The following is a 13,327-nucleotide window of genomic DNA, read 5'->3' as shown; positions in this document are numbered from 1 at the left end:
AACTTTAGTTTTTATGCTGAATTTAAAATAGTTTTTAATAAAATTAAAACTAAAAATAACTTATTAAGGTAGAAAATTGCAAAATTTTATCGAACAAATTCAAGAATGTAAAAATTTAAATGACTTAGAGGCTCTTCGAGTTGCTGTCCTTGGAAAAAAAGGTATCTTAACAGAGAGTTTTGCAAAACTAAAAGATTTAGCGGGTGAAGAAAAGAAAGAATTTGCAGCTAAATTAAATTCTCAAAAAGATGCTTTTAATGAGGCTTATTTATCAAAATTTAAAATTTTGGAAAATCTTGCTTTAGAAGAAAAAATGAAGCAAGATGCTCTTGATTTTAACTATTTTGATGAAAGTCCTACAAATGGTGCTTTACATCCTGTTATGAGTACTATGGATAGAATTATAGAGTATTTTGTAAATTTAAATTTTAGCATAGAAAAAGGCCCTTTAATAGAAGATGATTTTCATAATTTTGAAGCTTTAAATTTACCAAAATCTCATCCGGCAAGAGATATGCAAGATACTTTTTATTTTGACGATAAAAGACTTTTAAGAACTCAAACTTCTCCTGTGCAGATTCGAACCATGCTTGCACAAAAACCACCCATTAGAATGATAGCTCCAGGAGCAGTTTTTAGAAGAGATTTTGATATCACCCATACTCCCATGTTTCATCAAGTAGAAGGGCTTGTAGTAGAAGAAGGGCAAAGAGTAAGTTTTGCAAATTTAAAAAGTATTTTAGAGGACTTTTTGCGTTATATGTTTGGAGATGTAAAAGTGCGTTTTCGTCCTAGTTTTTTCCCATTTACAGAACCATCAGCAGAAGTTGATATTTCGTGTGTATTTTGCAAGGGTTGTGGATGTAGGGTTTGTAAGCAAACGGGTTGGCTTGAGGTTTTAGGATGCGGGGTTGTAGATCCTAATGTATTTAATTTTGTAGGTTATAAAGATGTAAGTGGCTATGCTTTTGGTCTTGGTGTAGAACGCTTTGCAATGCTTTTACATCAAATTCCTGATCTAAGATCTTTATTTGAAGGTGATTTAAGACTATTGGAGCAATTTAGATGATAATTACTAAAAGTTGGTTAAGTGATTGGTTAGATTTTAAAGATAAAAGTTTAGATGATATAGCGCATACATTAAATTCTATAGGTATAGAAGTAGATAAAATTTGCACCTTAAAAGTGCCGGATAAAATCGTAGTGGGTTTTGTCAAAGAAAAAGTAAAGCATGAAAATTCTGACAAATTAAGCATTTGTCAAGTTGATGTTGGAAATGAAATCTTGCAAATAGTTTGTGGAGCCCAAAATGTCGCACAAGGGCAATTTGTCGCAGTGGCCTTAAAAGGTGCTTTAATGCCAAATGGTATGGAGATCAAAGAGGCTAAATTACGAGGAGTAGATTCTTGCGGTATGCTTTGTTCTAGCACAGAATTAGGCTTTGAAAAAATCAATGATGGCATTATGCTTTTAGACGATAGTATAGGCAAATTAGAGCTTGGAAAAGCTTTAAATTCCTATGAAATTTTTAATGATGGTTTGATCGAAGTTGAATTAACTCCAAATAGGGGAGATTGTCTTAGTATTTATGGTATAGCACGCGATTTAGCAGTGGCTTTGAATTTAAACTTAAAAGAAAAACCACCTTTTAAAGAAGGGGAAAATATTTTAGGCATAGGTCGTATTTTACGCTTGAGTGCTGAAAAAGAATTAAACAGTCTTTATAATTACAGAGCTATAGAATTAAAAGAAAAAATTCAAACCAATCTACTCATTAGTTTAAGATTGGCACAAATAGAAAATTTTGGAAAAAACCCTATAGAAAATTTATTAAATTACGCAACACACTCTACAGGTGTACTCTTTAATGCTTATGATCTCAATTCTTTTTATAAGGAAAATGAAGAATTTACTTTTAGCTTAGTCAAAGAAACACGGGGTGAGACTAAAATTTCTTACCAAGATGAACTTCTTAGTGTAAGCGGAATTTACCAAGAAGAAAAATTTAAATGCAAAGAAGATTCTAAGATAATCATCATCGAGGCAAATTATACTGATCCAATGATTATTGCAGATGCAAAAATGGCTTATAAAAAGCAAGATGAGCAAACTATTTATAGAAGTTTTAGAGGAAGTGAGCCTAAATTGAATTTAGGTATGGATTTTTTATTGAGCGTTTTAGAAAAAAATCCAAATTTGATTATTTATAGCTCCTCACAACAAATTATAACAAATAAGGAATTGTCTAACATAGCAATCAGTATTGAAAGCATTAATAAGACTATAGGTCAAGAAATCGATAAGGATGAAGTTTTAAAAATTCTTAAAAAACTAGGTTTTGAACTTATAATTTCCGCTGATGGACTTGTTAATGTTAAAGCCCCTATGCATCGCCCTGATATAAAAAATCTAGCTGATATTTGTGAAGAAGTAGTGCGTATTATAGGTATTGATAATATCGCTTCAAAAGGTTTGGAATTTGTAGAAAAAAATCGTTTAAATTCCACTTATAAAAATTATAAAGAGCTAGTAGAACTTAGAAAAAAAGCGGTAGCTAACGGATATTTTGAAAGTTTGCATTATGTTTTAGATAATGAAGAGGAGCTAAAATCTCTTGGTTTTAATCCTATAAAATTAAAACTTATCAATCCAATTACTGCAGAGTTAAACACTCTAAGAACAACGCTTTTAAACCATCTTTTAAACGCAGCAAGTTTAAATGCGAAAAATTCTAAAAAGATTATTAAGCTTTTTGAACTTGGAGTAGTTTTTGGAACTAATAATGAAGAACTCAATCATATAGCTTTTGTACATTCAGGCTATCAGGAAGAGCCTAAAATTTCGAATAAAGCAAAGCCTGAATTGGTAAATTTTTATGATTTTCTTTTAGATCTTAAAAATATCATAGGAGATTTTAAATTAAAAGCTTCAAAGCATGATATTTTAAGTCCTTACGAGCAAGCTGATATTTACTTAAAAGATTTAAAAATAGGTTTTGCAGGTCGCTTGCATTTAAAAATAGAAAACGAAAGAGATTTGCTAAAAACATATATTTGCGAACTTGATTTAAATTTGATTAAACATCATTTTAAATTGGCTAAACCTTATTCTAAATTCCCAAGCATTAGCAGAGATCTTAGCATACTTATACCTAAGGGTTTTGAATATGAAAAAATTAAAAATTGCATAGAAGAATTAGATTTAGAAAATTTAGAAAATTTCCGCTTGGTTGATTTGTATAGCGACGCAAGCCTTGAAAATTCTTATAGTTTAACTCTTAAATTTGTTTTTAGAGATATGAATAAAACCTTAGAAGAGGCTCAAGTTGCAGAACATATGGATAAAATTTTACAAAGCTTTAAAGAAATGGGGCTTGAATTAAGATGAAAATAAATGCCTTAGAATCTTTTAATACTGAAATTTCTGATATAGCAGCAGATAAAAGCATATCTCATCGTTTTGCTATTTTTTCACTTTTAACCCAAAGTGAAAATAGGGCTAAAAATTATCTTTTAGCTGAAGATACTTTAAATACTCTGAAAATAATAGAAAATTTAGGAGCTAAAGTAAAGCGAGAAGGTTCTAGTGTAAGTATTATGCCGCCTAGTGAGATACTTTCTCCTAATTGTGTTTTAGAATGCGGAAATTCAGGCACTGCAATGCGCTTGATGATAGGATTTTTAGCGGGTGTTTCAGGCTTTTTTGTTTTAAGTGGCGATAAATATCTTAACAATCGCCCCATGAAAAGAATTTGTAAACCTTTAAGTGAAATTGGTGCAAAAATTTACGGCAGAGAACAAGCAAATTTAGCTCCACTTTGTATAGAAGGACAAAAACTAAAAGCTTTTGATTATAAAAGTGAAATTTCTTCAGCTCAAGTTAAAACAGCTATGATTTTATCTGCTTTTAGAGCGGATAAAACTTCCAAATTTAGCGAGATATCTTTAAGTAGAAATCATAGTGAAAACATGCTAAAAGCTATGAATGCACCTTTAAAAATCAGTGATGATTATTTAAGCCTTGAAATTTCTCCTTTAAATCAAGCTTTAAAAGCTCAAGATATTCTTATACCTAACGATCCTTCTTCGGCTTTTTATTTTGCTTTAGCTGCGATTATTTTACCTAATTCTAAAGTAGTTTTAAAAAATATTTTACTCAATCCTACACGTATTGAGGCTTACAAAATTTTGCAAAAAATGGGTGCAAAACTTGAAATAAAAATTACACAAAATGATTTTGAAACCATAGGCGAAATTCATGCAAGCTCAAGCGAGTTAAAAGCAGTAGAAGTTAAAGAAAATATAGCTTGGCTTATAGATGAAGCACCCGCTTTAGCTATAGCATTTGCTTTAGTAAAGGGTAAATCTAAACTCATCAATGCCAAAGAACTTCGGGTAAAAGAAAGCGATAGAATTGCTGCTACGGTTGAAAATTTAAAACTTTGTGGAGTAAATGCTAAAGAACTTGAAGATGGTTTTGAAATCGAAGGCTCTCAAATCAAAAAAGCTAAAATAAAAAGCTATGGGGATCACCGTATTGCCATGAGTTTTGCGATTTTAGGCTTACTTTGCGGAATGGAGATTGATGAAAGTGAGTGTATTAAAACTTCTTTTCCTAACTTTATGGATATTCTTACAAAAATAGGAGCTAGGATTGATTATTGAATTAGCTAAAAATTATGGCTTTTGTTTTGGTGTAAAAAGAGCAATTAAAAAAGCTGAACAAATTAAAGATGCGGCAACCATAGGGCCGCTTATCCATAATAATGAAGAAATTGCTCGCTTGCAAAAGAAATTCAATGTTAAAACCTTAGAGAACATAAGAGCTTTAAGTGATGAAAAAAAAGCCATTATAAGAACACATGGAATTACTAAGCAAGATTTAGAAGAGCTTAAAAAGAAAGATATTGAAATTTTTGATGCAACTTGTCCTTTTGTAACCAAACCACAGCAAATTTGTGAACAAATGAGTGCAGAAGGCTATGATGTGGTAATTTTTGGCGATGAAAATCATCCTGAAGTTAAGGGTGTAAGAAGCTATGTAGCCACAAAAGCTTATGTAGTTTTAGATAAAAAAGATCTTGAAAATATTAAATTACCTAATAAAATAGCAGTTGTAAGTCAAACGACTAAAAAACCTGAACATTTTATGGAAATAGTTAATTTTTTAATTCTTAGGGTTAAAGAAGTAAGAGTTTTTAATACAATTTGTGACGCAACTTTTAAAAATCAAGATGCTATTAAAGAACTTTCTGTCAAAAGTGATGTGATGGTAGTTGTCGGAGGTAAAAATTCAGCCAATACCAAACAACTTTTTTTAATAGCTAAGGCAAACTGCGAAGATAGCTATTTGATCGAAACCGAAGAAGAATTGCAAAAAGAATGGTTTTTAAATAAAACACATTGCGGAATTAGCGCTGGAGCTAGTACGCCTGATTGGATTATTAAAAAAGTTATAGCCAAAATAGAATCGTTTAAGTGCTAAAATTGTGATATTTTATTTTTTCAAAAAGTAAATAAAACTACAATTTAAAAAAATTAATAAAAATTAAAATTCTTAACACTAATTAAATAAAAATAAGGTAAAATCAGTCAAATTTTAATTTTTTTTCAAAAGGACCATGATGAGCGAGGTGAACAAAAAAGTTCAAAACAATTTAGAGGACTATCTTGAAGATGAAGACTTTGGGCAGCTTTTAGAAGCTTTTGACAAGTCAAGAGAAGAAACTATAACTGAAGGTGTAATCGTAGAGATTAAAAATGATGAAGTCTATGTAGATATAGGCAGAAAATCAGAAGGTATTTTAGCATTAAATGAAATTCAAGATGAAAATGCTAATTTGTTATTTAAAGTAGGTGATAGCATTAAAGTTGCTGTTGTAGGCTCTCGTGGTGGTAGATCTTTACTTTCTCACAAAAAAGCTTTAAGAAAAGAAAAAGTTATCGATTTTATTCAAAATTATAAAGAAGATGATGAGTATATTTTTGAAGTAAAAGTAGTAGGAAAGAATAAAGGCGGACTTGTTGTTGTAAATGATGATGATGTAGAATTTTTCTTACCAAAATCACAATACGGCTTCAAAGAAAATAACAATCTTATAGGTAAAACTTTTAAGGTTAAAATCATCAAAGTTGATAAAGAAGAGCAAAGCATTATTGTATCTAGAAAGAAAACTTTAGATGATGAAAGAAAAAAACGCAAAGAACTTATTAATAATATCGCTCAGCAAGAAGGGCTTATCGAAGGTGTTGTAAAAAAAATTACAACTTATGGTATGTTTGTTGATGTGGGTGGTGTTGATGGACTTGTTCACTATAGTGAAATTTCATATAAAGGACCTGTAAATCCTAGTATTTTATACAAAGAAGGAGATAAAGTTCCTGTCAAAGTAGTAAAATATGACAAAGATCGCAAACATTTATCCCTTTCTATCAAAGCGGCTTTACCTGATCCTTGGGGAGAAATTAAAGACAGCTTAGAAGTGGGTGATACCATTAAGGTTATTGTTTCAAATATAGAGCCATATGGTGCTTTTGTTGATTTGGGTAACGATATAGAAGGATTTTTGCATATTAGCGAAATTTCTTGGGATAAAAATATAAAAAATCCAAAAGATTATATTAGCAAGGGTCAAGAAATCGATGTTGAAGTTATTGAAATCAATTCAGATGAAAGACGCTTAAGAGTATCTTTAAGAAATTTACTTTCTAAACCTTTTGACGAATTTATGAAAAATCACAAAATTGGTGATGTGATAGAAGGAGAAGTTACTTCAACGACTTCTTTTGGTGCTTTTGTAAAAATTGGTTCTGTAGAGGGTCTTTTGCATAATGAAGATGCATCTTGGGACAGAAATGAAAAATGTAAAGATAAATTTAACAATGGTGATATTATCAAAGTTAAGATTATCAAAATCGACGAAGAGGGTCAAAAAATTTCTTTAAGCATTAAAGAACTTAGCGAATCACCTGTTCAAGAATATGCTAAAAATCATAAAGTAGGCGATATCGTTAAAGGAAAAATTAGAGATATCAAAGATTTTGGAGTATTTGTAGAACTCAATAAAAATGTAGATGCGCTTATTCATAAAGAAGATATTAGTGCTTCAACTCTTGAGAATTTAAAAATTGGTGATGAAATTGAAGCTGCAATTGCATTTATCGATGAAAAGAAAAACAGAATTCGCCTAAGTGTTAAGAATTTGGTTAGAATTAAAGAGCGAGAAGTATTAAATGAAATCAATAGCGACGATAAAGTAACTTTAGGTGATATCATTAAAGATCAGTTAGCTTAATGATGAAAAAATATGCAACTATAAGCATTTTGAGTATTTTATTACTCATCTTGCTTATTGTCGTTTTTGTACTGCTTTGGAAATTTAAAGCAAATTCTAACTTTATTCCCGAATTTGCTAAAGATACAAATACGCATCAGATTGAAGAAAGGCAAACCCAAGAACTCACTTGGCGAGAAGAATTAGCCAAATGGCCTAGTAAAGATTTTACTCCAGCCGTAGAGCAATTTACTCTACATTTTGATGCAGATACTAGTGAGCTTAAAGAAAAAAACAAATACTATCAACTTGTTGTTAATAAGCATGATATTTACTCCATGTTTTGTTTAAGACAGACTTTAAATTCTTTTAACGTGAAGTATTTTTTATTAAAATCCGGCGAAAGTCCTGAAATCTTTTTAGATACGGGCAATAAAAATTTAATTGATGATATTATCAAAGAACTTAAAAAATATAAAATTAACACAGAAGCGAAGGAGATTTGGTTATGAAAAAAAAGATTATTGTTTGTGATGCAATTTTAGATAAGGGTGTAGAGCTTTTAAGAAAAGCTGAGGATATTGAGCTTATAGAAGCTGCTAAAGTTCCAAAGAATGAGTTAATGGATATGCTTGCAGATGTAGAAGTCGCTATTACTAGAAGTTCTACTGATGTAGATGTCAATTTTTTAAATCATGCTAAAAAACTCAAAGCTCTTATACGCGCAGGAGTAGGGGTGGATAATGTTGATATCCCTGAATGTTCCAAACGCGGTGTTATAGTAATGAATGTCCCAACTGCTAATACCATTGCTGCAGTAGAGCTTACTATGGCTCATCTTCTAAGTTCTGCTAGAAGTTTTGTTAATGCACATAATTTTTTAAAGAATGAAAGAAAATGGGAAAGAGAAAAGTGGTATGGCGTAGAGCTCATGGGTAAAACCTTGGGTGTTATCGGTTTTGGAAATATAGGTTCGCGTGTAGCCATCCGTGCCAAAGCTTTTGGTATGAAAATTCTAGCCTACGATCCATATATTTCAGCTTCTAAAATCACAGACTTAGATATGGAGCAAGCAAAAAGTTTGGATGAAATTCTTACTCAAAGCGATTTTATCACCATCCATACGCCAAAAACTAAAGAAACTGATGGTATGATTGGTGCTAATGAAATCGCAAAAATGAAAGATGGTATAAGACTTATTAATTGTGCTCGCGGGGGCTTATATACAGAAGAAGCTCTATGCGAAGGCTTAAAAAGTGGTAAAATAGCTTGGCTTGGTATCGATGTTTTCGAAAAAGAACCTGCTACCAACCATCCTCTTTTAGATTTTGAAAATGTTTCAGTAACCTCTCATCTTGGAGCTAATACTCTAGAAAGTCAAGACAATATTGCAAGAGAAGCTTGTGAACAAGCCCTAAGTGCGGCTAGAGGTGTGGCATATCCTAATGCTCTTAATTTACCTATTAAAACTGAGGATTTGCCACCTTTTGTAGCACCTTACATCGAGCTTGTTTCTAAGATGGCATTTTTAGCAGTTCAAATTGATAAAAATCCTATAAAAAGTATTAAATTAGAAGCAGAAGGGGTGATAGGCGAATATGCTACTTCAATGCTTACATTTGCTGCTGTAGGAGCTTTAAGTGGAATTTTAGGTGAAAAAATAAATTATGTTAATGCTGAATTTGTTGCCAAAGAAAAAGGTGTAGATTTATCTTGCGAAACCCTTCCAAATAGCGGTTATAACAACAAACTTAGTGTTAAAATCATCACAGAGAATTCAAATATTAATGTTTCAGGAACTGTATTTAATGAAAATGAACAACGCATAGTTGGATTAAATGGATTTCAAACTGATTTCAAGCCAAAAGGAAAAATGATTATTTTCAAAAATAAAGATATCCCAGGGGTTATTGCTAAAATCAGCTCTGTCTTAGCATCTAAAAATATCAATATCGCTGATTTTAGATTGGGTAGAGATGGTTTTGGATATGCTTTAGCAGTGGTATTGATCGATGAAAAAGTGCAAAAAGAAGTTTTAGAAGAATTAAGACAACTAGAGGCATGTATATTTGTACAATATGTCGAAATCTAAAATTCTTATCATAGAAGATGATATAGATTTAAATGATTTACTTAGTTTAAGACTTAAGGCTTGCGATTATCAAATTTTTTCCTTGTTAGATTTTAAAGGAGTTGAAGATTTGCTAGATAGTGAGCAAATCGATCTTTTGATAGTTGATAGAAATCTTCCAAGCGGGGATTCTTTAGATAGGATTAAAGAGCTAAGAAAGCAAGGTTATAAAGAAGCGGTGATTTTTCTAACCGCTAAAACCTTGCATCAAGATTTACTTGAAGGTTTTGAGAGTGGCTGCGATGATTATATGTGCAAACCTTTTGATTTTAATGAATTGTTACTTCGTATTAAAGCTATTTTAAAACGCCACAAAAGAGAAGAAGAAAAGCTAGTTTTTAAAGATTTTTCTTTGGATTTGATCAATTATGAATTTTTCTACAAGAATGAGAAATTAGATGTTTCAAATTTGGAATATGAGCTTTTAAAATGTTTTTTTGAAAATCCCAATACTTTATTGACACGACAATTTTTAAGTGAAAATGTATGGAAAGATGATACCACAAGTGACAAGACGATCAATATAGCATTAACAAGACTAAGAAACAAATTTCCAAAGCTTAAAGAGCATATTATAAGCGTTAGGGGCATTGGTTATAAGATATGTTGAAAACTAAAAATATTTTTATAACTTTTTTTGTTTTGTTGATTTTGTGTTTTGGTGTGATATTTTATACGCTTACAAATTCTTATTTGAATTTTTTACTCTTAAAACAATACGAACAAAAAATCAAAAGCCTTGATGATGTTTTAAAATTTTCTCTTTTAGAAGATTTAAATTCTAACAATATCAAAGAATTTGCACAAGATACAAGGGCGGATTTTATTATTTTGAAAGATGATTTTGAGATTTCTTCGGTTTTAAATGCGGATTTATTTTTAAATTTAGAAGAAAACAAAATTTATGATTTAAATTCAAAAAGAGTTCTTGTAAAAAAATTTACCTATAAAGACTATAAATATATGATCATTGTTTATCCAAGATTTTTAAATTTGCAAAATTTTTGGCTAAAAATCAGCATAAGTTTTGGGATTTATTTTATGCTTGTTTTTATTTTAGTATTTTTTATGGGAAGAAAACTAGCAAAAAGTTTTAAAAAAATTTTAGAATTTTTAAATTTTATCAACGATTCAAAACCCATTATTTTAGAAAAGAGTATTTTTAAAGAGCTAAATTTACTAAACAAAAAACTTTTAAAAACAAAGGAAAAAATCTTAAAAAATACTCAAAAAAACAAAAAACAAAGTGATAAGATTTCTCTTAAAAATACTCAATTAGCAAGTGTTATTTCTGCTATCTCTCATGAGCTTAAAAATCCTTTAAGTGTGATTGATCTTAGCTTAGAAATGCTTAAGGATGAGAATTTAAAAGATGAAAAACTCAAAAACGAATTACTAGAAAAAATTTCACGCCAAAGCCTAAAGTTGAATGCTTTAACACATAAGCTTAATTTTGTTTTTAATCTCAACCACGAAGCCTTGCAAATGCAAGAATTTGATCTTTTTACTTTGTGTGAAAAAATTGTTAAAAACCCAGGTTTTGAAAGAGTGATTTTACGCGGAAAAAGCACTAGAGTAAAAGCGGATGAGTTTTTAATCGAGCAAGTGATTATTAACTTACTTTCTAATGCTCTAAAATACAGCCAAAAAGAGGTTATTTTGATTGCGCAAGATCAAAAGATTAGTGTTTTGGATTTTGGCAAGGGTATAGAAAAGAATCAATTAAAATTTATTACGAAAAAATTTTATAAAATTGACACTAAGAGCAATAATTCTTTTGGACTTGGGCTTTTTTTGGTAAAAAAAATTTTAAGCATACATAAAAGCTATTTAGAAATTTCTAGTACTGTATCGCAGGGTTCTAAATTCAGTTTTAAACTTCATTAAGGAAAAAAATGGCACTTATTGATTTAATTGACGCTTCAAAAAAATTTGGGGAAAAAATTGTTTTAAATGAGGCAAATTTTAGCGCTAATGAAGGCGAAAAAATAGCCATCATAGGAAAAAATGGAGAAGGAAAATCAAGTCTTTTAAAAGCATTTTTAGGCACTCTAGCTCTAGATAGCGGCAGAGTGGTAAGGCAAAATGGAAAAAGTATAGCCATGCTTTCGCAAACCGTTGATTTTAACGCAAATTTAAGCGTTAAAGAAGCCATAAAAATCGAACTTGAAGAAATTTATAATACTTTAAAAGAATATGAAACATCGCAAAGCAAACTCGAAAAAGAGCCTACAAACAAAGAGTATTTAAAACAGATGGATGATTTAATTGCTTTAATCGATGGCAAAGATGCTTGGAATATCGAAGCTAAAATCACGCGTGTTTTAAAAGAATTCAGCCTATTAGATTACTCTGATCGTTTGGTTTGCACTTTAAGCGGTGGTGAAATTCGCAGAGTAGGTCTTTGTATACTTTTACTTAAAAATCCTGATATTTTATTGCTTGATGAGCCTACAAACCACCTTGATGTTTATATGACAAGCTTTTTGGAGGATTTGTTAAAAAATTCAAAAATGTGTGTGATTTTTATCTCGCATGATAGATATTTCATCGATGCAATTGCGCATAAATGTGTAGAAGTTGATCAAGGTAAACTTAGTGTGTTTAAGGGTGGTTATACGAATTACCTAGAGAAAAAAACTCAAATTTTAGAAAGTTTAGCTAAAAGCCATGAAACACTTTTAAAGCATTTAAAAAGCGAGGAAGAATGGCTTAGAAGAGGTGTTAAAGCAAGACTTAAAAGAAATGAAGGGCGCAAGGAGCGTATTTTTAAAATGCGTGAAGAAGCTAAAAAAAATCCTGGTGCCATCAAGCGTTTAAAGCTTGAAATTTCAAGGGCAGCTTTAAATTTTACAGGAGAAAAAATTCCTAATCGCAAAAAAATGCTTTTTGAGCTTAAAAATGTAAGTAAAAATTTAGGAGAAAAAGCTCTTTTTGCAGATTTTTCAAGTCGTATTTTACAAGGTGAACGCATTGCTATAGTAGGCAAAAATGGTTGTGGAAAGTCTACTTTTTTAAAAATACTTTTAGGAGAATTAAAGCAGGATAGTGGAGAGATCAAGCGTGGAGAGATTAAAATAGGGTATTTTGATCAAGCTAGAAGTCTTGTAAATTCAGATAAAACCTTGCTTGAAATTTTCTGCCCTAATGGAGGCGACAGGGTTGAAGTACGCGGAAAAAATATGCATGTTTATGGGTATTTAAAAAATTTCTTATTTCCTAAAGAATTTTTAGATAAAAGCGTTTCCATTTTAAGTGGCGGAGAAAAAAATCGCGTTGCTTTGGCTTTACTTTTTACAGAAGAATATGATGTTTTAATCCTAGATGAGCCTACAAATGATCTTGATATAGCGACTATTAATATTTTAGAAGAGTACTTGCTTAGCTTTGAAGGAGCCATTTTGCTAGTATCTCATGATAGATATTTTGTAGATAAAATTGCTACCAAACTTTATGCTTTTGAGAACGGCGCTAAGATCAATATTTTGCATACGCTTTATACTGAATATCTTGAAAATGAAAAAGAAATGCAAGAATTTGATGATTATGTTTCAAGTCTTGATTTGCAAGAGCAAACTCGTATGCAAAAAGAAAAAAGTAGCAAAAAACTAAGCTATAAAGAAAATGAAATTTTAAAAAATCATCCCGAAAAAATCGAAATGCTTGAAAAACAAATTTCTAAACTCAATAGCGATCTTTCAAACCCAAGCGTATATCAAGAAATAGGCATAAACACTCTTTATGAAGAGCTAGAACAAGCACAAAAAGAATTAGAAAAATTAGAAAGCGAATATTTTGAAGTTTTGGAAAAAAGTGAAAATCTATAAATTTTTATCAATAAAATATGAAATTTATTGACAAAAATTATTAAAATTTATTATAATTTGACTTCAAATTGCGGGAATAGCTCAGGGGTAGAGCAC

At 30.5% G+C, this 13,327-nt stretch carries 10 protein-coding genes; all 10 read left to right on the top strand.

The annotated features are described in order from the left end of the window. Positions 1-76: 76 nt before the first annotated feature. Entirely contained in the window at positions 77-1,069 is a 993-nt protein-coding gene (pheS, locus tag CCO88_RS02685; RefSeq protein WP_002776986.1) for a phenylalanine--tRNA ligase subunit alpha, read from the top strand. Further along, positions 1,066-3,387, top strand: coding sequence for a phenylalanine--tRNA ligase subunit beta (gene pheT / locus CCO88_RS02680; protein ID WP_002820436.1), 2,322 nt, complete (start codon positions 1,066-1,068; stop codon positions 3,385-3,387). The genes pheS and pheT overlap by 4 nt, the downstream gene beginning before the upstream one ends. Then, on the top strand, positions 3,384-4,664 hold the full coding sequence (gene aroA, locus CCO88_RS02675; RefSeq protein WP_002839289.1) for a 3-phosphoshikimate 1-carboxyvinyltransferase: 1,281 nt from the start codon (positions 3,384-3,386) through the stop codon (positions 4,662-4,664). The genes pheT and aroA overlap by 4 nt, the downstream gene beginning before the upstream one ends. Then, entirely contained in the window at positions 4,654-5,484 is an 831-nt protein-coding gene (locus tag CCO88_RS02670; RefSeq protein ID WP_002839288.1) for a 4-hydroxy-3-methylbut-2-enyl diphosphate reductase, read from the top strand. Before aroA ends, CCO88_RS02670 begins: the two co-directional genes overlap by 11 nt. 139 nt (positions 5,485-5,623) lie before the next feature. Next, entirely contained in the window at positions 5,624-7,294 is a 1,671-nt protein-coding gene (locus CCO88_RS02665; RefSeq protein ID WP_002776978.1) for a 30S ribosomal protein S1, read from the top strand. Between the two features lie 2 nt (positions 7,295-7,296). Further along, complete coding sequence (locus CCO88_RS02660) at positions 7,297-7,785, top strand: hypothetical protein (RefSeq protein ID WP_002776976.1); 489 nt, start codon at positions 7,297-7,299, stop codon at positions 7,783-7,785. Next, complete coding sequence (serA, locus tag CCO88_RS02655; RefSeq protein WP_002839285.1) at positions 7,782-9,365, top strand: phosphoglycerate dehydrogenase; 1,584 nt, start codon at positions 7,782-7,784, stop codon at positions 9,363-9,365. Before CCO88_RS02660 ends, serA begins: the two co-directional genes overlap by 4 nt. Beyond that, the gene (locus tag CCO88_RS02650; RefSeq protein WP_002776972.1) at positions 9,352-10,014 is read left to right on the top strand and encodes a response regulator transcription factor; all 663 of its coding nucleotides are present in this window, start codon (positions 9,352-9,354) and stop codon (positions 10,012-10,014) included. The genes serA and CCO88_RS02650 overlap by 14 nt, the downstream gene beginning before the upstream one ends. Then, complete coding sequence (locus CCO88_RS02645; protein ID WP_002776969.1) at positions 10,008-11,291, top strand: sensor histidine kinase; 1,284 nt, start codon at positions 10,008-10,010, stop codon at positions 11,289-11,291. The genes CCO88_RS02650 and CCO88_RS02645 overlap by 7 nt, the downstream gene beginning before the upstream one ends. An 8-nt stretch (positions 11,292-11,299) precedes the next feature. Beyond that, complete coding sequence (gene abc-f, locus CCO88_RS02640; RefSeq protein WP_002839283.1) at positions 11,300-13,231, top strand: ribosomal protection-like ABC-F family protein; 1,932 nt, start codon at positions 11,300-11,302, stop codon at positions 13,229-13,231. Positions 13,232-13,327 lie beyond the last annotated feature (96 nt).

The organism is Campylobacter coli LMG 9860, assembly GCF_000254135.1.
Lineage (GTDB): Bacteria > Campylobacterota > Campylobacteria > Campylobacterales > Campylobacteraceae > Campylobacter_D > Campylobacter_D coli.
The sequence above is the reverse complement of the archived record's forward strand: the minus strand, read 5'-3'. Positions and strand labels throughout refer to the sequence as shown.